This is a genomic window from Labrenzia sp. THAF187b (genome assembly GCF_009363375.1).
GTDB classification, from domain to species: Bacteria; Pseudomonadota; Alphaproteobacteria; order Rhizobiales; family Stappiaceae; genus Roseibium; species Roseibium algicola.
In genome coordinates, this window is the sequence record NZ_CP045344.1 from 3,693,763 (window position 1) to 3,718,379 (window position 24,617).

The 24,617-nt window shown below is 59.3% G+C and carries 30 protein-coding genes; 7 read left to right on the top strand and 23 right to left on the bottom strand.

The window, feature by feature from the left end:
- Positions 1–110 precede the first annotated feature (110 nt).
- From FIV03_RS16940 to purL, 4 genes are all read right to left on the bottom strand, one after another.
- Positions 111–392 (bottom strand): antitermination protein, encoded by a 282-nt coding sequence (locus FIV03_RS16940; RefSeq protein ID WP_152510380.1) that lies wholly within the window; start codon positions 390–392, stop codon positions 111–113.
- A gap of 654 nt (positions 393–1,046) precedes the next feature.
- Positions 1,047–1,382 carry a Grx4 family monothiol glutaredoxin gene (gene grxD / locus FIV03_RS16945; RefSeq protein ID WP_023000869.1) on the bottom strand — a complete coding sequence of 112 codons (336 nt, stop codon included), beginning with the start codon at positions 1,380–1,382 and terminating at the stop codon, positions 1,047–1,049.
- 89 nt (positions 1,383–1,471) lie between these two features.
- Positions 1,472–1,705, bottom strand: a complete 234-nt coding sequence (locus tag FIV03_RS16950) for a BolA family transcriptional regulator (RefSeq protein ID WP_006932469.1) — start codon at positions 1,703–1,705, stop codon at positions 1,472–1,474.
- Between the two features lie 42 nt (positions 1,706–1,747).
- On the bottom strand, positions 1,748–3,946 hold the full coding sequence (purL, locus tag FIV03_RS16955) for a phosphoribosylformylglycinamidine synthase subunit PurL (RefSeq protein WP_023000870.1): 2,199 nt from the start codon (positions 3,944–3,946) through the stop codon (positions 1,748–1,750).
- 534 nt (positions 3,947–4,480) lie between these two features.
- Between purL and FIV03_RS16960 the strand changes: the two genes are divergently transcribed.
- Positions 4,481–5,458, top strand: coding sequence for a cyclase family protein (locus FIV03_RS16960; protein WP_152510381.1), 978 nt, complete (start codon positions 4,481–4,483; stop codon positions 5,456–5,458).
- 96 nt (positions 5,459–5,554) lie between these two features.
- Here FIV03_RS16960 and FIV03_RS16965 read toward each other — a convergent pair whose 3' ends face one another.
- From FIV03_RS16965 to FIV03_RS16980, 4 genes are all read right to left on the bottom strand, one after another.
- A complete protein-coding gene (locus FIV03_RS16965) occupies positions 5,555–6,520 on the bottom strand; it encodes a calcium/sodium antiporter (protein ID WP_173013876.1) in 966 nt (321 codons plus the stop codon).
- A 126-nt stretch (positions 6,521–6,646) separates the two neighbouring features.
- Positions 6,647–7,159: a hypothetical protein gene (locus FIV03_RS16970; protein WP_152510383.1), complete on the bottom strand. Its 513-nt coding sequence runs from the start codon at positions 7,157–7,159 to the stop codon at positions 6,647–6,649.
- A 105-nt stretch (positions 7,160–7,264) separates the two neighbouring features.
- Positions 7,265–7,741, bottom strand: coding sequence for a hypothetical protein (locus FIV03_RS16975; protein WP_152510384.1), 477 nt, complete (start codon positions 7,739–7,741; stop codon positions 7,265–7,267).
- Between the two features lie 23 nt (positions 7,742–7,764).
- On the bottom strand, positions 7,765–9,276 hold the full coding sequence (locus tag FIV03_RS16980) for a PLP-dependent aminotransferase family protein (protein ID WP_152510385.1): 1,512 nt from the start codon (positions 9,274–9,276) through the stop codon (positions 7,765–7,767).
- A gap of 201 nt (positions 9,277–9,477) precedes the next feature.
- Here FIV03_RS16980 and FIV03_RS31890 point away from each other — a divergent pair, with 201 nt between their 5' ends.
- Positions 9,478–9,618 carry a DUF1127 domain-containing protein gene (locus tag FIV03_RS31890; RefSeq protein ID WP_229597942.1) on the top strand — a complete coding sequence of 47 codons (141 nt, stop codon included), beginning with the start codon at positions 9,478–9,480 and terminating at the stop codon, positions 9,616–9,618.
- A gap of 123 nt (positions 9,619–9,741) precedes the next feature.
- On the opposite strand, the gene FIV03_RS16990 is transcribed toward FIV03_RS31890, so the two are convergent.
- On the bottom strand, positions 9,742–10,278 hold the full coding sequence (locus FIV03_RS16990; protein WP_152510386.1) for a peroxiredoxin-like family protein: 537 nt from the start codon (positions 10,276–10,278) through the stop codon (positions 9,742–9,744).
- Between the two features lie 107 nt (positions 10,279–10,385).
- On the opposite strand from FIV03_RS16990, the gene FIV03_RS16995 reads away from it, so the two are divergent.
- Positions 10,386–11,186: an AraC family transcriptional regulator gene (locus FIV03_RS16995; protein WP_152510387.1), complete on the top strand. Its 801-nt coding sequence runs from the start codon at positions 10,386–10,388 to the stop codon at positions 11,184–11,186.
- 463 nt (positions 11,187–11,649) lie between these two features.
- Here the strand turns inward: FIV03_RS16995 and FIV03_RS17000 are convergent, their stop codons facing one another.
- From FIV03_RS17000 to purC, 6 genes are all read right to left on the bottom strand, one after another.
- Positions 11,650–11,904, bottom strand: a complete 255-nt coding sequence (locus tag FIV03_RS17000; RefSeq protein ID WP_006932460.1) for a DUF2164 domain-containing protein — start codon at positions 11,902–11,904, stop codon at positions 11,650–11,652.
- A 20-nt stretch (positions 11,905–11,924) separates the two neighbouring features.
- Positions 11,925–12,590, bottom strand: coding sequence for a phosphoribosylformylglycinamidine synthase subunit PurQ (purQ, locus tag FIV03_RS17005; RefSeq protein ID WP_152510388.1), 666 nt, complete (start codon positions 12,588–12,590; stop codon positions 11,925–11,927).
- A gap of 18 nt (positions 12,591–12,608) precedes the next feature.
- Positions 12,609–12,716, bottom strand: coding sequence for a phosphoribosylformylglycinamidine synthase-associated small membrane protein (locus FIV03_RS31895; RefSeq protein WP_023000881.1), 108 nt, complete (start codon positions 12,714–12,716; stop codon positions 12,609–12,611).
- A 28-nt stretch (positions 12,717–12,744) separates the two neighbouring features.
- Positions 12,745–12,987: a phosphoribosylformylglycinamidine synthase subunit PurS gene (gene purS / locus FIV03_RS17015; RefSeq protein ID WP_031269246.1), complete on the bottom strand. Its 243-nt coding sequence runs from the start codon at positions 12,985–12,987 to the stop codon at positions 12,745–12,747.
- Between the two features lie 106 nt (positions 12,988–13,093).
- Positions 13,094–13,633, bottom strand: a complete 540-nt coding sequence (locus FIV03_RS17020) for a hypothetical protein (protein WP_062488383.1) — start codon at positions 13,631–13,633, stop codon at positions 13,094–13,096.
- Positions 13,634–13,754: 121 nt separating this feature from the next.
- On the bottom strand, positions 13,755–14,519 hold the full coding sequence (purC, locus tag FIV03_RS17025) for a phosphoribosylaminoimidazolesuccinocarboxamide synthase (RefSeq protein ID WP_006932454.1): 765 nt from the start codon (positions 14,517–14,519) through the stop codon (positions 13,755–13,757).
- A 307-nt stretch (positions 14,520–14,826) separates the two neighbouring features.
- Here purC and FIV03_RS17030 point away from each other — a divergent pair, with 307 nt between their 5' ends.
- The 3 genes from FIV03_RS17030 (at position 14,827) to FIV03_RS17040 (ending at position 16,576) form a co-directional block, all read left to right on the top strand.
- Positions 14,827–15,150, top strand: coding sequence for a DUF1476 domain-containing protein (locus FIV03_RS17030; RefSeq protein ID WP_023000884.1), 324 nt, complete (start codon positions 14,827–14,829; stop codon positions 15,148–15,150).
- Between the two features lie 218 nt (positions 15,151–15,368).
- Positions 15,369–16,175: an aldolase/citrate lyase family protein gene (locus FIV03_RS17035; RefSeq protein ID WP_152510389.1), complete on the top strand. Its 807-nt coding sequence runs from the start codon at positions 15,369–15,371 to the stop codon at positions 16,173–16,175.
- Positions 16,176–16,360: 185 nt separating this feature from the next.
- Positions 16,361–16,576: a hypothetical protein gene (locus tag FIV03_RS17040; protein WP_055655054.1), complete on the top strand. Its 216-nt coding sequence runs from the start codon at positions 16,361–16,363 to the stop codon at positions 16,574–16,576.
- 6 nt (positions 16,577–16,582) lie between these two features.
- On the opposite strand, the gene FIV03_RS17045 is transcribed toward FIV03_RS17040, so the two are convergent.
- The 5 genes from FIV03_RS17045 to purB form a co-directional block, all read right to left on the bottom strand.
- Positions 16,583–17,137 (bottom strand): alpha/beta fold hydrolase, encoded by a 555-nt coding sequence (locus FIV03_RS17045; RefSeq protein WP_152510390.1) that lies wholly within the window; start codon positions 17,135–17,137, stop codon positions 16,583–16,585.
- Positions 17,138–17,377: 240 nt separating this feature from the next.
- Positions 17,378–17,914 carry a BA14K family protein gene (locus FIV03_RS17050; protein ID WP_353622173.1) on the bottom strand — a complete coding sequence of 179 codons (537 nt, stop codon included), beginning with the start codon at positions 17,912–17,914 and terminating at the stop codon, positions 17,378–17,380.
- Between the two features lie 73 nt (positions 17,915–17,987).
- Positions 17,988–18,737: a metallophosphoesterase family protein gene (locus tag FIV03_RS17055; RefSeq protein WP_152510391.1), complete on the bottom strand. Its 750-nt coding sequence runs from the start codon at positions 18,735–18,737 to the stop codon at positions 17,988–17,990.
- Between the two features lie 3 nt (positions 18,738–18,740).
- Entirely contained in the window at positions 18,741–19,142 is a 402-nt protein-coding gene (locus tag FIV03_RS17060; RefSeq protein WP_062488387.1) for a DUF4260 domain-containing protein, read from the bottom strand.
- 224 nt (positions 19,143–19,366) lie between these two features.
- A complete protein-coding gene (purB, locus tag FIV03_RS17065) occupies positions 19,367–20,695 on the bottom strand; it encodes an adenylosuccinate lyase (RefSeq protein ID WP_023000891.1) in 1,329 nt (442 codons plus the stop codon).
- Between the two features lie 158 nt (positions 20,696–20,853).
- On the opposite strand from purB, the gene FIV03_RS17070 reads away from it, so the two are divergent.
- The gene (locus tag FIV03_RS17070) at positions 20,854–21,336 is read left to right on the top strand and encodes an NUDIX domain-containing protein (protein WP_031269247.1); all 483 of its coding nucleotides are present in this window, start codon (positions 20,854–20,856) and stop codon (positions 21,334–21,336) included.
- An 18-nt stretch (positions 21,337–21,354) separates the two neighbouring features.
- Here the strand turns inward: FIV03_RS17070 and FIV03_RS17075 are convergent, their stop codons facing one another.
- The 3 genes from FIV03_RS17075 to rpe all read right to left on the bottom strand — a co-directional run bounded on the left by FIV03_RS17075 (position 21,355) and on the right by rpe (position 24,566).
- Positions 21,355–22,932 (bottom strand): APC family permease, encoded by a 1,578-nt coding sequence (locus FIV03_RS17075; protein WP_152511962.1) that lies wholly within the window; start codon positions 22,930–22,932, stop codon positions 21,355–21,357.
- A gap of 317 nt (positions 22,933–23,249) precedes the next feature.
- Positions 23,250–23,549 carry a GIY-YIG nuclease family protein gene (locus tag FIV03_RS17080; RefSeq protein ID WP_152510392.1) on the bottom strand — a complete coding sequence of 100 codons (300 nt, stop codon included), beginning with the start codon at positions 23,547–23,549 and terminating at the stop codon, positions 23,250–23,252.
- A 345-nt stretch (positions 23,550–23,894) separates the two neighbouring features.
- Positions 23,895–24,566 (bottom strand): ribulose-phosphate 3-epimerase, encoded by a 672-nt coding sequence (gene rpe / locus FIV03_RS17090; RefSeq protein WP_077292552.1) that lies wholly within the window; start codon positions 24,564–24,566, stop codon positions 23,895–23,897.
- Between the last annotated feature and the right edge of the window lie 51 nt (positions 24,567–24,617).

Here is a 24,617-nt window from a genome sequence, read left to right on the forward strand (position 1 = left end):
CCGCTCTTGTTTCGAAGATTTTTTCGGGATGCAGCAACGTTTCAGGGGATGCCTGTCGCCATCTGCCAAGCGCTGAGCGAGCGAACGCTCAGCCTGAAGCACGCCGGAATTCAGCGGACGGTGTGTTCTCCGTCAAATCCGCCCATCGGCTGGTTGCGGACAAGGATTACGAGGCCTTCCTTGCTGGGCTCGGCATCCTTCAACGCAACACCGCCGTAGTTGGCGCAAAGTTCTTCGGCGCTCTTGGCTTTGGCTGGTGTGAACATGGTGAGCGCCTGGCAATCGACGCGGCGCAGTTCTCCGTCGGTCTTCACGCTACCGGACATGACGATGCCGGCTCCGACAAGTGCCAGAACGAAAGTGGAGGTGGCAGCAACTGCAATCTTGTTCATTGTCCCCGGTCCCATTTCCCGGCTCCGTTGTTTGATGGAGCCCTGCGATATGGTCGGAGAATGGCGGAACGCACCTGTACTCACCCTGAAATCCGCATTCACCTTGCGTTCAGCTTAGGTGATTCGGCAATTTTTGCCGAGATGGCGCCTGCATTCGACCGCAACTGATTCCGGTTAACATTGGATAAAGTGCAAGTCTAAGTGGTTTTGACGGGGTGGGAAGGCTGATTTGTGTCATTCCGGACAAGTGCAGCGAAACTGCGCGCTGATCCGGAAACCAGATGTCATCGTGAGCTAAGCGAACTCTTTATTTCAATGGAAGGCTGCACCTCCGGCGCGAAATATGTCTGGATTCCGGATCGGCGTTCGGCGTTGCCTCACTTGTCCGGAATGACGTGAGGGGACGAAACTCAACACGCCCGAAAAGAGCATCTTCCACCATCGCCCGGCTCGTTCCCTCACCATCGTCATACCGGACAAGCGAAACGCGAGCCGGGATCGGATAGCCGCCTGCGGCCAGGGATCCTGGTCGTTTCAAGCCGGAGCCTGGCTCTCCAATTCCCGATAATTACGCTCGTTGGGAACCCCCGCAGACACGAAAAAGGGGCGGTAGAACCGCCCCTTGGAAAGCTGTCTTCAGAAATCGATTCAGGCTCAGGCGGTCTGCTGAGTGGTCTCGATGCCTTTTTCCGTGAGAAGGCCCTGCAGTTCCTGGTTCTGGAACATTTCGCGGATGATGTCACAGCCGCCGACGAATTCACCTTTCACGTAAAGCTGCGGAATGGTCGGCCAGTTGGTGAATTCCTTGATGCCCTGGCGCAGATCGTCGTCTTCCAGAACGTTGATGCCTTTGTAAGGAGCGCCAACATAGTCAAGGATCTGTACGACCTGACCGGAAAAACCGCACTGCGGGAAGTTCGGCGTGCCTTTCATGAAAAGCACAACGTCGTTGGTGTCGACTTCGTTCTTGATCCAGTCCTGGATGCTCATGGGTCCGTCCTTTGTCTCTTTGCCGCCTATCTGGCGAGATCCGGCGGCAGATTCAAGTGCTCGCGCTGCCTGCGCGGCAATGTGTCAACTCAATCCGGTGCCTTGGTCTGAAGGGCGAGGGCGTGCAAAGCGCCGCCCATGTTGCCTTTCAGTGCCTCGTAAACCAGCTGATGCTGCTGCACGCGACTCTTGCCGCGGAAGGATTCCGAGACAACATTCGCTGCGTAGTGATCGCCGTCTCCAGCCAAATCCCGGATCTCGACCTGAGCATCGGGCAAAGCCGCCTTGATCAGGGTCTCGATCTCATTTGCGTTCATCGGCATCGTGCGTCCGTCCTGTTGTTAAGTTCCTGAAGGTCAAACGGCTTATGCCGTTGCCATGTAATTCGGGAACCAATCTTCGTGCGCTTTTTTCAAGTTTGCAACGGATATGGTGAGTATGCCTTCAACAGTCAAATCCGTGCCACCGGTGGTGCCGATTTGTTGAACGTCGATACCGCCGTCCAGAATGTCTTCCAGAACGGCTTCCACCTTGTCCTGGGAAACAGTGACGACGTAGCGTCCCTGGTCTTCACCGAAGAGCGCGGCATGGGCCGGCCCATCGATCTTGACCGTTGCGCCGATGCCGCCGGACATCGCCATCTCGGCGAGAGCGACACCCAGGCCGCCGGAAGAAATATCGTGTACAGCCGTCAGACGGGCTGCGCCGATGAGCTGGCGAACCAGCGTGCCGCGGCGCTTTTCTGCCGCCAAGTCGACCGGCGGCGGAGCGCCTTCCTCACGACCCAGAATATCCGCGAGATATTGGGATGCGCCCAGATGGGTGCCCTTGCCACCGATGAGCAGGATTGCGTCGCCTTCGTTTACGAAGGCTGCGCCCGCACGCACCGTGACGTCCGGCAGCAGGCCGACACCGCCAATGGCCGGGGTCGGCAGGATCGCTTCGCCATGGGTCTCGTTATAGAGCGACACGTTGCCGGAGACTATCGGGAACTCTAGCTCCCGGCAGGCTTCGCCGATGCCTTTGATGCAGCCGACGAACTGGCCCATGATTTCCGGCTTTTCCGGGTTGCCGAAATTCAGGTTGTCGGTTGCAGCCAGCGGTTCGGAGCCGACGGCGGTCAGGTTGCGCCACACTTCGGCAACGGCCTGCTTGCCACCTTCAAACGGGTCCGCCTCGCAATAGCGCGGTGTCACGTCAACGGAGAAGGACAGGCCTTTGCGGGTGCCTTCCACGCGGATGACACCGGCATCACCGCCCGGCGTCGCGGCCGAATTGCCCTGGATCAGCGTGTCGTATTGTTCATAGACCCAGCGGCGGGACGAGCCGTTGGCGTTGCCGACCAGGGTCTTGAGAGCTTCGGCATAGTCCGCCGGTTCCTCGATTTCGGACGCCGACAGAACGGGGCGCTTTTTCGGCTCGACCCAGGGACGATCATATTCGGGGGCTTCGTCACCGAGTTCCTTGATCGGCAGATCGGCGACGACTTCGCCTTGGTGCTTGACGATGAAACGCAGCGTGTCGGTGGTCTTGCCGACGATGGCGAAGTCGAGGCCCCATTTCTTGAAGATGGCTTCGGCTTCGTGTTCCTTTTCCGGACGCAGGACCATGAGCATGCGCTCCTGGCTTTCCGAAAGCATCATTTCGTAGGCGCTCATCTGTTCTTCGCGCACCGGAACCTTGTCCAGGTCCAGCTCGATGCCGAGGTCGCCGCTGGCGCCCATTTCAACGGCAGAACAGGTAAGACCGGCCGCACCCATGTCCTGGATGGCGATGACCGCACCGGTCTCCATGAGCTCAAGGCAGGCTTCCAGCAGGCACTTTTCGGTGAAGGGATCGCCAACCTGAACGGTGGGGCGCTTTTCTTCGATCGTATCGTCGAATTCCGCCGAAGCCATGGTCGCGCCGCCGACACCGTCACGGCCGGTCTTGGCGCCGAGATAGACGACCGGCAGGCCGACGCCTTCGGCCTTCGCCAGGAAGATCGCATCCGATTTTGCAAGGCCTGCCGCAAAGGCGTTGACCAGGCAGTTGCCGTTGTAGCGGGCGTGGAACTCGACTTCGCCGCCGACTGTCGGAACGCCAAAGGAGTTGCCGTAGCCGCCAACACCGGAAACGACGCCGGAGACGAGGTGACGGGTGCGCGGATGATCGGGTTCGCCGAAGCGCAGGGCATTCATGGCCGCAACCGGACGCGCGCCCATGGTGAAGACGTCACGCAGGATGCCGCCGACACCGGTTGCAGCGCCCTGGTAAGGCTCGATGTAGGACGGGTGGTTGTGGCTCTCCATCTTGAAGACCACGGCTTGGCCATCGCCGATATCGACCACACCCGCGTTTTCACCCGGGCCCTGAAGCACGCGCGGACCTTCGGTCGGCAGGGTCTTCAGCCATTTCTTGGAGGATTTGTACGAGCAGTGCTCGTTCCACATGGCTGAAAAGATGCCCAGCTCGGTGAAGGTCGGCTCGCGGCCGATCAGTTCCAGGATGCGCTCATATTCATCCGGCTTCAGACCGTGGGAAGCAATCAGGTCGGGCGTGATCTTGATGTCGTTCGGGATCATGACGTTTCACTGTTTTTGGCCAGTGTTTCTGGCCAATGGGTGGGGCCGCGACGGCACGGGCAGACGATGATGCCGCCGTTTAGCAGATTGTCCCCCAATTTGGGAGCCTTGCGGTGCAAAGAAATTCGACAAATTTGATCGCGGGCGATGCGATTGGCCTTGCAGACGTTCTTCCACCTGACAGCGCAGTGCATTCCAACCGGCGCAAGTTCGAATTCAAGCCCGGTATCAAGGGAAAATAAGGTTCGTAAAAGTCTCACCGGCAAAGCGGAGATGGCTGCAATACGGGTGTTTCAGTGCATTTGGTTGCAGTCTTGACAGATTTGGACGATTGTCCTAATTCGATTTTAGGGCAATTGTCCTAATCGTGCCGGGCGCGTTCGAATGCGCCTGTTCTGAAAACCGAAAACCCTGTCAGGCAATCCGTCCTGCTGAAACGTGGAGGAGCAATCCTCCGCGAACGGAATCGCCTTGCCGGTCGTTCCTGCATGCACGGGGTTTTGAGAGGAAGGAATTCCACTGGTGCAAGACTTGATGAATCAGACCCGTAAGCTTTTTGCAGCCACGCTCATGGCCGCGACCCTCGCCGGTTCACCGGTTTTCGCGGAAGGCGATCAGGTGGGTGAAAGTCCATGGGGACCGGAAGACGAGATCGGCACACTCAACATGATGAGCGATGCCTCCCGGTTGGAGATCTTGCAGCGCATCGATGCCGGCAAGATTTATGATCTCGGCGTGGATCTCTTTGTCGGCATGCCCGATTGTTGCAGTGCCGCCTTTGGAGATCCGACTTACCAGATGATGATGCTTCATACGCCGGCGCGCGGGGATGGCAGCAAGGAGCTCCTTTCGCATTCCAGCGAAGCGATTTCGATGAATACCCACACGGGAACCCATATCGACACGCTCAGTCACTTCGGGCTTCACGGGAAAATCTGGAACAACGTTAGCGCCGACGAGGCGCAGGGTGCGCGCGGGTGGGCGAAATCGGGTGCGGACAAGTATCCACCCATCATTGCGCGCGGCGTGCTGATCGACGTTGCGAAGGCCAAGGGTGTGGATGTGCTGCCGGCGTCCTACGCCATTACGGTGGATGATCTGAAAACCGCGCTGGATGCGCAGGGAACCAGCTTGCAGGAAGGTGATGTGGTGCTCATCCGTACCGGCCAGATGCAGCATTGGCCGGACAAGTCAAAACTGGCGCTGTTCAGCCAGTCAGGGCTTGGCCTTGATGCCGCAAGGTGGCTGGCGGAGGAGCAAAAGGCGATGGTGCTGGGCGCGGATAACCTGGGTCTGGAAAGTTTCCCGTCCACCAACCCGGACAATTTCGCACCTGTTCATTCCTATCTGCTGGCGCAGAAGGGTGTCTCGTTTATCGAGCTCTTGTGGCTGGAAGACCTGGCAAGGGACGAGGTGCATGAATTTGCCTTCATTACCTCGCCGCTGAAACTGCGTGGCGCCACCGGCTCACCGATCCGCCCGATTGCGGTCCCCGTCAGAAGCAGTCGCTGAAACTGTCCTTCTGGCCGGCGGAGTAAAGTCTCCGCCGGTTTGGGCAGGCAGGAGAAGATCTCCCCTTTGCGCTAGGTCCGACTTTTCTGAGGAGGTTCATCCGAGGGCGTTGTGGAGGACGTAACCTGTATAGCCGGCATAGGCCAGGAGCATGATGGCGCCCTCGCGCCGACAGATACGGCCGCCCGTCATGGCAAAGACCAGAAGGATCACTGTAGCCCCCAACAAAACCCAGATGTCGAAGCTCATGATTTCCTGCGGGACCTGGAGGGGGGTGATAACCGCGGTAATGCCCAGAATGCCCAGGATATTGAAGAGGTTGGAGCCAAGGATGTTGCCAAGGGCAATATCTGTCTGACGCTTGAGAGCTGCGATCACCGAGGTGACCAGCTCAGGCAGGGACGTGCCGACCGCGACGATGGTGACGCCGATAACCGCGTCGCTGATGCCCGCTGCCTGCGCAAGGCTGGTTGCGCCGGACACCAGAAAGTGTGCTCCGCCCAGGATCATTACCAGTCCGCCAAATGCCATCGCCAGATTGAGCAGCAGGTTCAGCTGTCCGGTTTTTTGAGCGACAAGCTGGACTTCACCCCTGTGCAGTTCTGCCGAAGGCGTTTGCGTGCCTTTTTCCATCCGGTAGGTGACAACAAGATAGACCGCCAGGGTGAGTATCAGGACCAGGCCTGCTTCCCGTCCAATCAAGCCGGACAATGCAAGGCCCGTGAAAGCGAGGGCTGCCAGAGCGTTGGCCGGACCGTCGCGAAGCAACGCTTTGGGGTCGACCAGCAACGGTGAGATGACGGCCGTCAGCCCCAGAATGAGCAGGATATTGGCGATGTTCGAGCCGGCGACATTGCCGACAGCCAGGCCGGCAGACCCGTTGAGTGCCGCCAGCACGCTCGTCATCAGTTCCGGTGTCGAAGTGCCGAAGCCTACAAGGACCAAGCCGATCAGAAGTTCGGAGATGCCGAAGCGTTTTGCAAGGCCGACAGAACCGCGCACAAGCACGTCACCACCGGCCACGAGGAGAACCAGGCCGAGCGCAATTTCAAAGACAGTCATTTTGGAGATCCCGAGGACACGTCGCTGGCAGATGGTGTGCCGGATTGCACCGGACAATGGCTTTTAAGGTGCCGCGCAAACTTTTTTCGCGCGATAGCAAAAGAACTTCCCACGACGGCTAACGGTCTAGCCCTTTGGTGCCGGCCGGATATCCGGATTGACGTGATACCCGGGGCCGATGGTAAGCGGTTTTGCCGGCATCGCCTTCGGCGCGACACTGGATTTGAGACCCTTTTCGTGGCGCTCTATTTCCTCGCCCGTCTTTGCGTCGATGACATGAAGAACTGCCGCATAGGTGCGTTCGGCTTCAACATCGCTGAGGGATGGTGTCTCGAAACTGTAGTTGCGCTTGGCATGGGAAACGGCCTTTTCGACCTCGATCTTGCCACCTTGCGGGCTTTCAAACTCGGCAATGAGCCGGGTGCCAAGCGGCAGGGGTTTTACGAGGCCAACCGTGATGCCCGCCCGAATGTCGGCGATGCGGTAGTTGTAGATGAAGCCACCGCCGGTGATTTCGGCGAAGCTGGCGCTTTCCAGGATGGACTGATTGTAGCGGTAGACGGTTCCGAAGACGGCGATGCAATAGACAGCCGCTGCCACGCCGGCCAGTTTCACCCACAAAGGCACAGACCCTGTCATCACAACCTCCCGGTAGTCAGTTCACATTGTCAGCAGCGCAGGTGAAGGACAAGGAAAACGTGTTTCCGTATCGAGCGATATGAGGCAGTCAAACCGGTGGTTTGCTTACCTGCGGAGAGCGTTGCCGTTGCCGTTGCCATTGCGCCTCAGACAGTCCTCGATCGCCTCGACGAACTCCGCACCGTAGAAGGACACCCGTCTTTCATTGCCGTTTCCTGTCACAGGGACTGAAAGCGTCAGCGTCGGTGAAAACCAGAGATCGCGGCGATGTGCGTCCGTGACCGCGGTCCACGGAATGAGTATCGGCTTGTGGCCGATCCTGAAGACAAAGATCGGGTACATGTGGAGACCTGCATCGGACAGGGTTACATCCACGCTGTTGCGGTAGTTGCCGAAGAGACCGAACCGGATGGTGCGCCAGTTCCAGGTGCGGCCTTCCGGTTTCCGGTTTGCCGGGTAGGCTTTTGCCAGTCCCGCCCAGCCACCTGTATGGGCGATGACAAAGACGATCAGCGACCAGAACAGGGCGAAGACGACTGCGAAGGCTGGCAGGATCAAGAAGAGCAAGCTGGTTTCAGACATATTTCTCCGCCTTCAAAGGGTCGCTATTCGAAACTGTCGTAGCAGGCGCCGCTGTCCTCCAGCAAATTTTGCAGGATAAGCAGACCCTTCGCGGTTTCCTGCCGGGTCATCGGGTTGGTGATGCCGATGCGAACGCGGTGATAGACCTTGCCGGATCGGCCGGTCTTGAACTCGTCTTCATCGTCGATCAGCACATTGGCGGCAGCGGCCGCCGCCTTGAAGGTGCCGGAGAGCCAGGGTTCGGGAAGCTTCAGCCAGAGAAACGGCGCGTCGGCAGCGGCAAACATGTCGTAGGCACCGAGATAATTCTGCACCAGTTCGAAACGGGCGGAGACTTCCGCGAGGATTTTCTGACGGAATTCGTCGGCAGCGCCGGAAAGAACCAGCCGGGACGACAGTTCCGACAGGAGAAAGGATATGCCGCCGGTCAGCATCTTGTGGGCGGTGTAGATCCGCTGTGCGTGAGACAGCGGGCTGGAAACCCAGCCGCCACGCACGCCTGCCGTCACGGACTTGGACAGCGAGCCGACATGAAAGGTACGCTCCGGTGCCAGTGCGGCGAGCGGGGGCGGCGAGGTTTCGCGCAAGGAACCGTAGACCTCGTCCTCGATGATCCAGAGATTGTACTGGCGGGCGATGGTTACAATGTCCGCACGGCGCTGTTCACCCATCATGCCGAGCGTCGGATTATGCATGGTCGGCATCACGAACAGCAGCTTCGGGTGTTTCTGCGCGCAGACCCTTGCGAGATCTTCGGGTAGGGGACCTTCGTCGTCCCTTGCAATCTGCACCGGCCGGCGGCCGGAGAGAGCCGCGCCACGGGCAATCGAGCTGTAGGTCAGTTCCTCGAAGGCGACCTGATCGCCAGGCGCTGTCGTTGCCGCGATGATTGCCATGATTGCCGCCTGGGCGCCTGTCGTCGGCACGATGCTGCCTTCCGGCGGCTGCCAGCCGGCACGGGACAGCCAGATCCGCCCGGCCTGGCGCCAGCTTTCAGGCACGGAGCGGGTGTAGCTGGCAATTTCGTACGGCGCATCACGGGTGATGTCTGCCGTCAGCCGTCCGATGACACCGGCCTGGCCGATCTCGGGAGCGGATGTGCTGTCGAAGCGGATTGCCTCTGGCGAAGGCACCATGACCCGGGTGCCGCCAAAGGCGACATCCTTAGGCATGTGCATCGCCCCTTGCGTCCAGGAAGAGGCGGCCATGTCATGCGCGGCTGAGCCGTTGGTCTGCTGTGTCGGCCGGTCAAGGTCCGGTTTGGTGTCTTCTTCGAGTGACGGTTCATAGGTGCTGCCGAGCACGAATGTGCCGCGCCCGACTTCGCCACTGACGAGGCCACGCTGACGGATCAGGGCGTAGGCGCGTCCTATGGTGCCGACAGTGACACCCAGATCATACGCAAGATCGCGCTGCGGCGGCAGTTTGGAACCGGCGCCAAGCGCGCCAGTGGCAATATCCTCGGCGATGCGGTCCGCCAGCCGGATGTAGAGGGGCCCTTGGCCCTCGGGAATCTCTGGGTGCCAATTTGTCATGGTGACAATTTAATATATTGCATCCCGAATGGAGTCAATTCATATGATTGTAGCGCAACAATGCGCCCAATTGATGCAATTGTCACCCTGGAGATGTCTCAAATGAGTTCAATCGAAACAATATCCGGGCGCCCGATATCGCGGCTCCGGATTCCCGGCGGTTTTACCAAAACGGCTTTCAGCTATCTGAAGGATTGGTTTGTGAGGCGCCGGACCCGCCTGGAACTTCTGGAATTGTCAGACGCGGCCCTTGAGGACCTTGGACTGACCCGGGAAGCTGCGCTTGCCGAGGCAATGCGCCCCTTCTGGGATACCGAAAGCCGGCGCAAGGGCCGGTATTGATGCGGAGATCTTTGGCGATCCCCCATAACAAGGACCTGCTACCCCTGGCTAGTCTTTGTTGATGCCGGACACGATGCAGCCCGTGTCCGGCATCCTTGTTTTCAATTCCGTATCAAGGTGCCGTCAGACTGTACCGGTATATTCGCCGCGTGCCGGATAGTCGTTCTTCTGAACGAAATCGAGTGCACCGACCATTTCCTGGAAGTGCGGACGCACGAAAGGCATGGTCTGGACGGAGGCGAAATAGAGCGTGCCGTCCGGTCTGACAAGAAAGACACCCGGCTCGGAAAACAGCGCAGGTTCCTCGATGCCGATCGAGGTGGTGCCGCGGCTGGTTGAAACATAAAGTCCCCATTCCCTCGCAACGTTAAGCGGCAGGCCGTAGCCAAAGCGCAGATCAGCGTGGCCGACCTTTTCCGCCATCTTTTCCGTACGGTCCTTGTCGTCCGACGAAATTGCGATCGTCTTGACGCCCTTGGCCGCGAAGTCGGCAGTCAGACGGCCGAGTTCCTTCAGGTAAGTGGCGCAGATCGGACAATGAAGGCCGCGGTAGAACACGACCAGCGTTGCAAAGTCGGCGTTATCCTTGGACAGATCAAAGGTGCCGGAGCTGAGGGTTTCGACCGTGAGGCCGGGTACCGGTTGGCGTGGAACGAGCATGTTTTCCTCATTTGGCTAGGCAAGGCTTCACATTTCCCTGCAGATGGCTGTAAGGTAGTGAACGCAAGCGCTATAAACATTCAAAAAATATGCTCAGGAGTACGGAAATGTCGGTCCCATATCGCACGTCCTTTAATGGAAGGCTGGACCGGCTGTCTTCGCTCATCGACCGGCTCCGCGTGCAGGTGGACATTTCACTGGCAGCGGACGGGAGCGAAAGCGATGCCAACCTGAGGGTCTATGATAGCCCTGAGAGAGGGCAGAGACTGGTTTTCTGCCCGGAGCGGGACGGATCTGCCGTACTTGCCGGCATGGAAGCAGCCCCCGACGAAACGTCGCTTGTCGCTGCCCGGATCAAGATATCAGGTGTCGGCAGGCAATTGGTCAGTGCCTTGCCGGACTGCATTTCCGTGCCCATGTCGGAAGATCCATATCTCACCGCTGTCGTGACGCCGCTGATCGAGGAGGCGACAATGCCCAGGTGCGGCGGGCAGGCTGCCTTCCAGCGTTTGTGCGAAGTGGTGGTGATCCGCCTGCTGCGTCATGCCATGGAAGAGGGCAAGGCCGATACCGGCCTCCTGAACGGTCTTGCAAACCCGCGGATCGCAGCCGCCCTGGTGGCAATCCACGAGGTGCCCGGAGAACACTGGACGCTGGAAAAACTGGCCGAGACCGCCGGCATGTCGCGCACCCAGTTCGCGGTGACGTTCAAGGAACTCGTCGGGACGACACCCATGGGTTATCTCTCGAACTGGCGGTTGGATATTGCCCGCTCGGAGCTGGAAACCGGCAGGCAGGTCAAGGCCGTCGCGAGCCTCTGCGGCTTCGCAAGTCCGGCGGCCTTTTCCAGGGCCTTCTCCCGCCGGTTCGGCTACTCTCCCAAACAAAAGCGCAGCCAGGCGGCCTGAACCGTCTGTTCGCTGAACCTCTCTAGGCCCCGTTTTTGTCATCCCGGTTTGGTGCACAACGCCAAGACCGGGATCCAGTAGCCATAAGGGCCAAAGGGATGGGCAAAGCGGTCGAGGCAGCCGGTTACTGGATCCCCGCCTTCGCGGGGATGACAAGGGAGGTGAGGGCGGCTTTGGTTCGTGAGGTTCTGGCGGATTGGAGCGCGTGTAGGTACCGCATTCATACTTCGATGGTCAGGCGACTGCGTCTTTCCCAACCCTCTTGTCATCCCGGTTTGGCGCAAAGCGCCAAGACCGGGATCCAGTAGCCTTCAGGGCTGACGGGATGGGTAAAGCGGTCCAGGCGGCCGGTTACTGGATCCCCGCCTTCGCGGGGATGACAAGGAGGGTGAGGGGGGGAAGACTTCTAGCCTGCGGAATTCCAACTGGACGGCACTAACCACGCCACGTCGCCCAGTGCAGCTCAACCGCGATCCTGTACCGGTTTTTCCAAGGCGTAGAGTTCGTCGTTGATGTCGTCGACCTTGCGGGCGAGCAGCGCCTGGGCGTCCTTGAGTCCGAGGTTGTAGAACCTGGCCCCGAGAGATGGTGTCAGGAAATCGATCAGCAATTCGGCATCCATGTTGCCGATGTCGATGTCCAGGTCTGTTTCGAGATAATGCTTGATCTCGGAGGCGAGGCGGGTTCTGGCGTCCTTGTCGAGTGTCAGGTCCGTCATGTCCGCCTCCCGGATGATTTTCAGGCTGCTTCCAGCAGGCTTTCGAACAGGATCCGCCCGTCGAGGCCGCCATTGAGCGGCTCGATCAGGTTTTCCGGGTGCGGCATCATACCGAGAACGTTGCCTTTGGCATTCATGATGCCGGCAATGTTGTTGATGGAGCCGTTCGGATTTGTGTCGCCCGCATAGCGGAAAACGACCTGGCCGTTGTCTTCGATCTGCTTCAGCGTGTCAGCGTCGGCGAAGTAGTTGCCGTCGTGATGGGCAACCGGGCAACGCCAGACCTGGCCTTTTTCGAACTTCGAGGAAAACCGCGTCGCGGTGTTGACCGTTTCCATCAGGACTTCGCGGCAGACGAACGTCAGGCCGGCGTTGCGCATCAGGGCACCGGGAAGCAGGCCGGCCTCGGTCAGGATCTGGAAGCCGTTGCAAACGCCAAGGACGGCGACGCCGCTGTCGGCCTTGGCAACAAGATCCTTGAGGATCGGGGAGCGGGCTGCAATTGCACCGGAGCGCAGATAGTCGCCGTAGGAAAAGCCGCCGGGAACAACCACAAGATCCACATCCGGCAGGGTGCTTTCCGTGTGCCAGACGCTCTGCGGCCTGGTGCCGGTGATCAGTTCCAGTGCGTGGAACATGTCGCGGTCGCGGTTGGAGCCGGGGAAAACGATGACTGCGGTTTTCATGTGTGCAATCCAGTCGGTTCAGAGCAGAACAAGTACGGCTATCAAGGCCGCGATTGCGGGCACCAGGATGAATATCGCCGCTTTGGTGGCCATGAAGATCAGGGCCGTGCGGGTATCGTCATCCATCGGTGGTGCCCCGGTGTCGAAGTTTCGGTCAGGCGATCTCGATCGCGTAGTTCTCGATGACAGTGTTGGCGAGCAGCTTTTCGCACATCTGCTCCAGTTCAGCCTTGGCGGCTTCCTTGTCGGTGCCGGTCAGTTCGACATCGAACACCTTGCCCTGACGAACGGAGCCGACGTCGCCGAAGCCGAGGCCGCCGAGCGCGCCTTCGATGGCTTTTCCCTGAGGATCGAGAACACCGTTTTTCAGGGTGACGATCACACGTGCTTTCATGATTGGGATCCCCGCAGCAGACTGCAGATTCTGCAGTTGAATGACTTTGGGGCTCCCCATACACGAGGAGCCCCATTTGCGAAAGGCCTGTGTGCAGAAAACCTGCGATTTACGGCAGGCGTTTGATCGTTGTCTGCTTCAGGAAGCGGTCGAGATTTGTCTTTGCCCTGGAGCTTGATGTCGCAAAGGAGGCAACGGTGCTGCCGCGGTCGTTTTGAATGATGATGCGTGCGGCAACATAGACGTTGCCTTTGTCCGTCCGGTACCTGGCAGTCATGTCGAAGCCGGAATAGGATTTGGTGACGACACGGCGATTGGTTTTGAGACGGACCTGCCCCTTCGAGGCCACGTTCGCAATGTTGCCGACGGCATTCATCAATTCGGCAGAGATCAGGTTTTGCCGGATGGCTGTTTCCGTGTCGCCCTTGACCTCGATCGGACCCACAACGACAACTTCAGGCGATTTGCAGGTGGATGGCAGACAAACATAGACGGCCTTGTTGCCGTTCTGCTTGCTGGCCCAACCCTTGGGTGCAAAGCTGGAGGATATGCTGCCGGGCTTCAGGCCCGTGGTTTGACAGGCTGCAAGAAAGCCGCACAGAAGTGCAATCGATACGGCTTTGAAAATGAAAGAAAATCTAAAAGACATGACGCCCCCTCGTTGAACAAGGGGGCGTCATAGTTTGCAATACCTTTGGTTGCAATACTGACGTTAGGGCCGTTAGCGGCGATTGCGCCGGCCTGTGTCAATACTGCATCAGCAGCGGGTTTTACTTGACCAGGGTCGGTCCGGAGCCTGCCGGACGTTCGCTGGTGATCATGATCCCCAGCCGCTTGGCAACTTCCTGGTAGGCTTCCAGCATGCCGCCCATGTCGCGGCGGAAGCGGTCCTTGTCCATCTTGTCGTTGGTTTCGATGTCCCACAGGCGGCAGCTGTCCGGGGAAATCTCGTCGGCGACGACGATGCGCATCATGTCGCCTTCGAACAGACGGCCACATTCGATCTTGAAATCGACAAGACGGATGCCGACGCCCAGGAACAGGCCGCACAGGAAATCGTTGACACGGATGGCAAGCGCCATCATGTCGTCCAGTTCCTGCGGGGTGGCCCAGCCAAAGGCGGTGATGTGTTCTTCGGCGACCATCGGGTCGTTGAGCTCATCGTTCTTGTAATAGAACTCGATGATGGAGCGCGGCAGCTGCGTGCCTTCTTCCAGGCCCAGACGGGTGGCGATGGAACCGGCGGCGACGTTGCGCACGACCACTTCCAGCGGAATGATCTCGACTTCCCGGATCAGCTGTTCGCGCATGTTGAGGCGGCGAATGAAGTGAGTCGGGATGCCGATGGCATTCAGATGATTGAAGATATATTCGGAAATCCGGTTGTTGAGCACGCCTTTGCCGTCAACAATCTCGTGTTTCTTGTTGTTGAAGGCAGTCGCGTCGTCCTTGAAGTGCTGAACCAGGGTTCCCGGTTCCGGACCTTCGTAAAGGATCTTGCCCTTACCTTCGTAAATGCGCCGGCGGCGGTTCATAGGCTATACCGTATCTTTTAGAGAAACCTTTGACGGAACATGCTTACCTTGTCTGAAAATCCACCGGGACGTTTGTCGTCAACCGGCCGATGCTTGAAGGCAGCAGGCCCTGTTTTGCGGCGCGGAACTTAACCGAAGCCGGGCAAAAGTACAATCTTATGTTTCCGGAGAGTTCGCAGGGCGGTTATGCTTTTGACGCATGAGTGTACGTACTGCGTTGATTTGATCGGCTTGCGGGGATATGCAAGAGACCAAATCAGCCCCATATGGGGGGAAGTGCATCAGCGCAGTTCAGGAGACGATGAGTATGAGCACATTCGACAAGCGCGAGCAGGGGTTTGAAAACAAGTTTGCGCATGACGAGGAGCTGCGGTTCAAGGCAACCGCACGCCGCAACAAGTTGCTGGGTTTGTGGGCGGCAGGTCTTCTGGGCTTTGAAGGCGAGAAGGCCGACGAATACGCCAAGGAAGTTGTCCGGGCCGATTTCGAAGAGCCGGGCGAGGAAGACGTTTTCCGCAAGCTTCGCGAAGATTTCGACGCAAACAAGGTCGAGCAGTCCGATCATCAGATTCGTCGCACCATGGACGAACTGATGCACACGGCTGTCGACCAGTTGCAGAAAGAAGGCTGATCGAAGCTTTCTTCGATTGTCAGTTTCAAACGCCCGCCGGAAACGGCGGGCGTTTTTTTTGACGGGCATGATGATCGGCAAGTTGGGGCTTTTCCGGCCTGGAAGAAGAAAATCCCCATCTCCCTTGGCGTCAACCAAGCTCCCAGAATTGCAAAAACAGCGCTTGCGGTTGTGTCGGCGGACGGATTTGATACCTCCTCTATCGGAGGAGACGACCCGTGTCAGATAATGCCTTTCTTGCCGACAAGTTGCGTTCCGGAAAAGCCGTCATTACCGGCTGGTCCCAATTGTCCGCGCCCATGGTTCCGGAGTTGTTTGCGCGCTCGGGATACGAGGCGGTTACGCTCGATCTTCAGCACGGCATGTATGATTTTGCATCGGCGTGCGAGGCGATGGCAGCCATTGCTCTTGCCGGGGCACACCGCATTGCCCGCATTCCCGTCGGTGACAACGCCCTGGCGGGACGGCTGATCGACATGGGGGCCGATTGCATCATCGCGCCGATGATCAATTCCCTTCGCGACGCGGAAACCTTTGCGCGGGCTGTCAAGTATCCGCCGATCGGCGAACGCAGCTGGTCGCCGTTCCGGGCAGCCATGCTGAGCGGCCAGACGCGGGACCAGTATCTCGAAAACGCCAATGCACAGACCCTTGCCTTTGCCATGATCGAAACCCAGGACGCGATCGACGCGCTGGACGAGATCCTGAGCGTCGACAGTCTTGATGGCGTGTTTGTCGGTCCGAGCGATCTTTCCCTTGCGTTGTCAAAAGGCGCTTCGCTCGATCCGAACGGGGCACATACCGGCGAAGTTGCCGGTGAGATTGCGGAAAAGGCGCTCGCGGCCGGAAAACTTGCCGGGGTTTTCTGCCTCAACGCCGACAAGGTCGAGGAAGCCTATAATCAGGGGTTCCGGTTGATGTCACACGGCGTCGACACGCTCTTTCTTGACCATTCCGCCCGGGCGGCGCTCAAGGAAGTGGCCTGGCTGGCGGAGCAGGGCACAGGACCCGCCGCCGGATATTGATTTGCTCTTCTTGCGGAAGCTTGACCTGGGTCAATGTCATAATTTCGATATTGCGAAAGTATTCAGATATCGAAACCGCGACGGTTCTGAGCTTCAACAACAAAGTTGATTATGTCTCATAATCAACCACTGTTGCCGCTGTAGCTCAGGACGGAGAACCGCCGCTTTCCCGATGGGAGATCCTCATGTGGAAACTGGCAATGATCCTGTTCATCATCATCGGCCCGACGCTTGCCGGCCTTGGTGCACTGGTTCCGTTATCGATCTACGGTGTCGGCACATTCAATGCTCTGCTGCTGGTCGGCGGTGCGGCGACAGGCGCCGCTATCGCCATTCCGGTGAGCTATTGGGTGGCCACGCGCCTCGGAGCGTTGATGGACGCTTCCTCTGCACGGACCTGACAGCCGTCAGCCGAGCTTCTTCATGAAATGGGCAAAGGACATCATGCCTTCCGGCCAGGGGCCGTGGCCGCTTTCCAGGTTGATGTGGCCGGCGGCTCCGGCGTCCTGGAAGGTGGTGCCCCAGACCTTGGCGAAATGCTCGGCACGGGCGTAGTCGCAATATGGGTCGTCCCGGCTGGCGACAAGGTGCGCAGGGAAGGGCAAGGGATGTTCGGGAATGGGCTTGAAGTCGCCGCCATCGAATTCCGCCACCAGCTCCTCGCGGTCCCAGTCGGAAGGAGCGACGAGATAGGCGCCGGCAATCTTGTCCTTCAGCGCATGGGCGCCGTGGGCGACCAGGATGCAGCCAAGCGAATGTGCGACAAGCACAACGGGCCGTTCGGCGGAAGCAACCGCTTTCACCAGCGTTTCCAGCCATTCCTTCTTGCTCGGACGATGCAGCTCTGCCTGTTTCACGACCCGGGCCGTCGGCATCTTGTCGCGCCAGCGCAACAGCCAATGGCCCGGCAGCGTCTGACCGTAACCTGGAACAAGCAGAATATCGGTGTCTGAAATTTTCACGGGGTACACCTTTTGCGTGGCTGTCGAAGATGTGCCGCTGTCTCGCAGTTTTTCCGGGCGCTTGTCAATCGCGGCAAGGAAGGTGCCGGATGTTTGGTAGGCTGGAAGAATCAGCTGGCAAGGTATCGGCCTTCGGATCTGAGCGCCGTTTGCGTTTCTCAGCCTTCGGGGTGACGGCTGGGGCAAACTAAAAGAGCCGGCCCAAAGGACCGGCTCGATGTTTGTCGGCTTCAGCTTGAATCACGGCCCATAGGGCGAGACGCATACACGGCGTGGTCCGTGATAGGGCTGGAAGCTGTTGTCGCCAGGGCGGTAAGACCGATAACGCTGACCACACCACTGATAGTGCGCCGGGCTGTAGCCACGGCCGTAGCGAGGCGGGGCGGCGTAGCGCGGGGGGGCTGCGTAGCGAGGTGGGGCCGCATAGCGGGGGCCCGGAGCAACGCCGAAGCCGAAGGCAAAAGCAGCCGGCGGGAACCACCAGCCGTTGTAACGCCGGTAGCCCTGACGATATTTCCGGTAACCCCGGTGCCCGTTGTAATAGTGGCGTCCGTTACGATTGTTGTAGCCGCGATGCGGGTTATGGCCTCTTCTGTGGTCGACCTTGAGGACGTTCGCCGGGGCTTCCGAGTGCGTCTGAACCGGCACCGGCGCGGTCTTGAGCAGCGGTAGCGGAGCGGCGAAGGCCGGCAAAGCCAGGCTCACTGCAAGACCGCCAATGGCGGCGTGACTTAAAACGGATTTCCAGATCGACATCACATACTCCATGCTAATCATGGATATAAAACGTGGAGCGCCCGGCTTCGTTCCCCGAAATGGTCATGCTCCGTCATTTGTGATCGCGAAGATCTCAGGAAAGTGGGCCGTAAAATCCGTGTTTCAGGGCACGGGCCCAACCCGGACGCCCGTTCTTTTCCGCTTCGGCGGCTGCCGTATCCCAATCATATGTCAGGATCTTTTCCTGAAAGTTCCATGCTCCGTGATTGTTTGTCATCAGGGCATAGCGGGCATGCGGACTGCCGGCTTCCATGACATGCCGGTGCGGATGGTCGTCTTCGTAGGACGGCAAGCCGACGCTGCCCGGATTGAGCAGGATCTGCCCGGTTTTCTGAAGACGGATGACCCTTGGAATGTGCGTGTGACCGCAACAGATGACGGGAGCGGTTTCGCCCTTCAACTCGTCCAGCAAGGTCTGTTCGTCCGGCAAGTGTCCCTTCGGCCCATCCACCTTTTCAGTCAGGTAGCGGTCATCGTTGTCCGGGGTGCCGTGACACAGGAAAATCTCGTCCGTCAGGCGTATGGTCGGCTGGCTTGTTGCCAGCCAGTCGCGGCTTGCCTGGGAAAGACGCTCTGCGGCAAAGACGTCGGTCGGTCCCATTTTGTCGATCGGATCGTCCAGGACGACACGGTCATGGTTGCCGCGAACGGTCGGCCAGGCAGTCTCACGCAGGATGGCAGCAGTTTCCTCCGGCCAGAGCGGACCGGAAATGCAGTCACCCAGATTGACGATCAGGTCCGGTGCTTCCAGTTTCAGGTCTGCAAGCACGGCCTCAAGGGCCAGGACATTGCCGTGAATGTCCGAGACGACGGCGATTTTCATGATTCAGCTATCCTGACGGCCGATCCGGCCAAGGTGAGTGATCTTGAACCCTTCAGGGCTCTTCAGGCCGTAGCCCAGAACCCGGTCGAACGCAATGTGGGCGGTCCAGATGATCGCGATCGGAGCAAAATCCCAGAAGGCGTAGGGATCCAGATCATAATCCGTGAGCAGGACGCCAAGCCCCATCAGGAGGGCCGGGCCGATGTAGGTGTGAAAGAGATTGTAGATCAGGGCGCCAACGCGTGGATTGGCCAAGTAGCCCAGCATCGACAGGTCGGGCACCAGAATGAGGATGACAAACGTCAGCCACGGTGCCCCTGTCCAGAAATAGAGGACCAGCGAAGCAATCAGGATGAAAAGCGCTTCGATGCGCTGCCAGGCAACAAGGGATTTTTCGCCGGACATGTGCAATCTCCCGACCAAAGAGGAAAGGGAGGCGAATACCTCCGGTCCTCGCTGCCTTCGTTTTATCTTCCGGGGCCATCCCGGCCAACCGAAGTGCGAGCCGGGATTGGAGAGCCACAGGTTTTGCCGTGGCTCTCCCAATGTCGTTACGACCTGGTTCTCCGATCCCGGATCTTCGCGTCGCTGCGTCCGGGATGACGAACCCACCGCGTTTCGGTGGCGCCTTAAGCTTCGCCGAACACCCGTTCGAAGATTACATCGACATTCTTGGTGTGGTAGCCGAGGTCGAAGCGGTCGCGGATTTCTTCTTCGGACAGATATTTGCGCACATCCGCGTCGTTCAGAAGTTCGGTCAGGAAGTCGACCGAGGCAGCACCGGCCACCTGGTAGCTGTCCCAGACCTTCATGGCGTTGCGCTGGACCAGACGGTATGCGTCCTCGCGGGAGGAGCCTGCCTGGGTGAGGGCGAGCAGGATACGCTGGGAATGCACAAGGCCACCGAGACGGTCCATGTTGCCGATCATGCGCTCCGGATAAACCAGCAGCTTGTCGATAACGCCCGTCAGGCGGGCCAGAGCAAAATCCAGGGTGATGGTCGCGTCCGGGCCGATCATGCGCTCGACGGAAGAATGCGAAATGTCGCGCTCGTGCCAGAGAGCCACGTTTTCCATTGCGGGAATGGAGAAGCCGCGGACGATACGGGCAAGACCGGTCAGGTTTTCGGTCAGGACGGGGTTGCGCTTGTGCGGCATTGCCGACGAGCCCTTCTGGCCCTTGGAGAAGAATTCTTCCGCTTCCAGAACCTCGGTGCGCTGCAGGTGGCGGACTTCCGTTGCCACGCGCTCGATGGAGGAGGCGATCACGCCGAGGGTCGCGAAATACATTGCGTGACGATCACGCGGGATCACCTGGGTGGAGACCGGTTCGGCCTGGAGGCCCATGGCCTTGGCGACGTGTTCTTCCACGGCAGGGTCGATATTTGCGAAGGTGCCGACCGCACCGGAAATGGCGCAGGTGGCGATTTCCTCACGAGCCGCCAGCAAGCGCTTCTTGCAGCGGTCGAACTCGGCATAGGCTTCGGCCATCTTCAGACCAAAGGTTACCGGTTCGGCATGGATGCCGTGGGAGCGGCCGATGCAGACGGTGTCCTTGTGTTCCATTGCCCGGCGCTTGATCGCGGCAAGCAGGGCGTCCATGTCGGCCAGCAGCATGTCGGTTGCCTTGACCAGCTGGACGTTGAAGCAGGTGTCGAGCACATCGGAAGAGGTCATGCCCTGGTGCACGAAACGGGCATCCGGGCCAACGATTTCCGCCAGATGAGTCAGGAAGGCGATGACGTCGTGTTTGGTCTCGCGCTCGATCTCGTCGATGCGGTCGATGTCGAACGTGGCGCTCCCACCCTTTTCCCAAATGGTCTTTGCCGCTTCCTTCGGAATGACCCCGAGCTCGGCCAGTGCGTCGCAGGCATGGGCCTCGATCTCGAACCAGATGCGGAACTTCGATTCCGGCGACCAGATGGCAACCATGTCGGGACGGGAATAGCGCGGGATCATCGGCGAATGGACCTCGTATGTGGAAAATCTGGCTGCGGAATAGCAGAGGGGCGCTGCCCCTTCAATGCGGAGACGCGGTTTTTGCTTGCAGCAAAGTGCCCGAATGTGAATTTTACGGTGCACATGAGAGCGATGCGACTGTCTTTGAGGAGACACGGATGACAATCTGGCGGCCGGCTAACACGATTGCGGTCAAGGCTCTTGCCCTGATCTGGCAGGATGACGCGCTGCTTCTGTCCGACGTGCGGAACGATACGGGGCGTATCACCGGCATGAGGCCGCTTGGCGGCACCGTGGAGTTTGGCGAGCCCTGGCGCGATACGCTCCAGCGTGAGTTCCTGGAAGAACTGGGAGCAAGGATCACTCTGCTCGACGAGTATATCGTCATGGAGAACATCTACGATCATCATGGCGTCGCAGGCCACGAGATTGTTTTCCTGTGCCACGCCCATTTTACCGACAACAGCTACTACCGGACCGATACCATCGTTTACGAAGTGAACGATGACACGGTCGGGACGGCACGCTGGATCACGCTTGACGAACTGGCCGCCAAAGGGCTTGAGCTCTATCCCTCGGGTTTGAAGGACAAGCTGCCAGGGCAGGCGGGGAAACCCGTGCCTGGCCGTCGTTTCAGCTAGGCTGGATCTTGAACAGCCTCACGCGCCGTCGCCGTATTCCATCCGCTCGTCAGCCTTTTCCTCGGCCATGTAGAGATCGAACTTGTCCTGGCGAAGGCGCAGACGCACCGCCAGGATGTAGACCGCGACTGCCAGAGCAGAAACCACGGCGATATCCGGTCCGACCGGCAGGTAGCCCGCACCGCCGCCGAAGGATCCAAGCCAGGAAATGAGCACAAGACCTGCAAGATAGGGAGCAAGCCAGGCCGCCTCGCGCCAGTCCAGGCTATCGAAGCCGCCTCTGCTGTTGCGGTAGATCATCAGCAGGAAACCGATGAGCAGGCAGACGCCCAGATGCAGCATGGTGTCCCAGCCGCTCCAGTAGATGATCAGGCTGGCGACTACGAAGGCAAGACACCCGGTGACAGGCGCAGCCGGCAGCACGAAGGCGCGCGGGGCGTCGGCCATCAGCTGGCGGAAGGCCAGCACGGCGACAGGGCCGACGACGAAAGACAACACGATGGATGACGTGTTGAGGGCGAGCACTTCGTTGAATGGCAGAATGAAGAAGAACAAAGCCGAGACAACGAAGTTGATCAGCAAAGCGAACAGCGGCACGCCGCGCGCCGAAAGGGTTTCCATGAACTTCGGAAAGAGACCGTTCTGGGCCATGGCAAGGCCGAGGCGGGCATTCGAGCCGACGGAAACTAGCGCCGAGGCAAAGCTGGAGATGCGGGCACTGCTGTCCAGAATGCTGACGATCCAGAGCGCGCCGACGGCGGTCGCAAGGGCCGCCATGGGGCCCAGCTCGCCCGGGAAGCTGAGCGCCGCCCAGCCTTGCTTGAGCTGTGACTGATCAAGGGCGCCCAGGAAGGCGAGCTGCAGGCCGCCATAGATCAGCAGGCAGACGACCAGACTGATCACCAGCGCCAGCGGCACGTTCACCTTCGGATTGCGGGCTTCCCCGGCCATGTCGATCACGTGGCGGAACCCGATCAGGGCGAAGATCACGCCACCGGTGGAGATCGCCGAAAGAATGCCCTTCAGCCCCTCGGGGGCAAAGCCGCCGTATTCGCTGAAGTTGGCATATCGGAACTCGGAGGTGAGGATAACGGCGGCCAATCCGGCCGGGACAAGGATCTTGACCCAGGTGAGCGCCGTGTTGAGACGGGCAAAGAAGCGGACGCCAAAGGCATTGAGAACCGTGAAGACCGCCAGCAGGACGCAGGCAACCGCCAGTCCGGCAGCGCTGAGCAGCCCGTCTGACCCGTAAAGCCAGGGGGCAAGGCTCTTGGAGTAGCGCAGTACTGCCTCCACCTCGATGGTGGCGGTGGTATTGTAGCCAACCCAGGCCGTCCAGCCCATTGTCATGGAGACGACTGACCCGTGGGAGAAATGCGGCACACGGCCGATGCCCCCTGCAACCGGCAGGATCGCCGCGATCTCGGCGAAGGTGGCGGCAAGAAGCAGCATCGCGAAGCCGCCGATCATCCAGGCGATGAGTGATGACGGCCCGGCAGCTTGCGCAGCCATCAAGGGCGCGAACAGCCAGCCAGATCCGAGAATTCCACTGATCGCCACAAAGGTGAGGCTCAGCAGACCGATACTGCGTTGCATATGCGCCAAGACGATTCCCCCAGTCTTTAACGGGGAGAGCTTAACCGAGGGATTGTCTTAACGGAAAGACGCGATGCGGAAGTATTTGGTGTGCGCCAGCCTGGCGTGGGGAAAATGTGCCTTGGGCCCATCTTTCGAGACGGACCTGACGGTCCTCCTCAAGATGAGGGTGTTTGTGTGGGGAGTCTGAGGTGAAAGTTGTCTCAGAGCCTGAGAACATCAGGGCCTCATGGCCTCTAAGCTTCAGAACATCAGAGGTTCCCACCACCTCATCCTGAGGAAGCGCGAAGCGCTGTCTCGAAGGATGGGCCACTTGCTCAATTTTTTGATGCGGTTTCACCCCGTTTCGACAGCGCGGGAAGCAGGTCGAACTCACCTTTGATCAAGGCTTCTTTCTTGTCACGCCGCCATCCCTTTACCTGCCGTTCACAGGCAATTGCGTCAGTGAGCTGCTCGAACTCGCAATTGAACACCAGTTCAACCGGTCGGTAGCGCGCTGTGTAACTGTCGTACGTTCCTTGCTGATGTTCACTAACTCGGCTCGCGAGATCCTTTCGCGTGACGCCTGTGTAATAGCTGCCGTTCGAACATCTGAGGATATAGAAAGTAACCTTCATCGATGCTGGATATCATGGCTTGGACAAATAATGGACGGGCCGGTTGGGGGTGTGGCCCATCCTTCGAGACGGACCTAAAGGTCCTCCTCAGGATGAGGGTGTTTGTGTGGGAAGTCTGAGGTGCAAGATGCCTCCCAGCCTCCCAGCCTCCCAGCCTCCCAGCCTTCCAGCCACCCAGCCTTGATACCTCCCGCCACCTCATCCTGAGGAAGGCCAAAGGCCTGTCTCGAAGGATGGGCCGCTTGCTCAGCCGGTGGCAACGTTTCCGCCAAAAACAGCGTTTGCCTTAAAGGCGCTTAGCCCATGACGTATGACCCGGGCACTCTAAAAGAGCTCGCGCCGCCTTCAAGCCTCTTCCGCGGCCTTGCGGATCGCCGAGATATTGCCGGCATAGCTTTCGACCGTGCCGCCCTTGAAGACTGCGGACCCTGCCACCAGAACATTGGCACCAGCCGCTGCAACGAGGGGGGCGGTTTCGGGGGTGACGCCGCCGTCGATTTCGAGATCGATCGGGCGGTCGCCGATCATCTGGCGGATGCGGCGGGTCTTTTCGACCTGCGACTGGATGAATTTCTGACCGCCGAAACCCGGGTTGACCGTCATCACCAGAATGAGGTCCAGCCGGTCGAGAACATATTCAATGACGCTTTCCGGCGTCGACGGGTTCAGCGAGACACCGGCCTTCTTGCCCAGATTGCGGATTGCCTGCAGAGACCGGTCGAGATGCGGGCCGGCCTCGGCATGAACCGTGATGATGTCGGATCCTGCCTTTGCAAAGGCTTCCAGGTAGGGATCGCAGGGCGCGATCATCAGGTGGGTGTCGAAGATCTTGTCCGTGTGCGGGCGCAGCTTGGCGATGACATCCGGGCCGAAGGTGATGTTCGGCACGAAGTGGCCGTCCATGACATCGAGATGGATCCAGTCGGCTCCCGCTTCCACCACGTCGCGGACTTCCTGGCCGAGTTTGGAAAAATCGGAGGCGAGGATGGAGGGGGCAATCTTGATGTCGCGCGGCATGGCAAACTCCCGGACAGGCCAGACGGGCCGTTATCGTCCCGTTTTCTGATG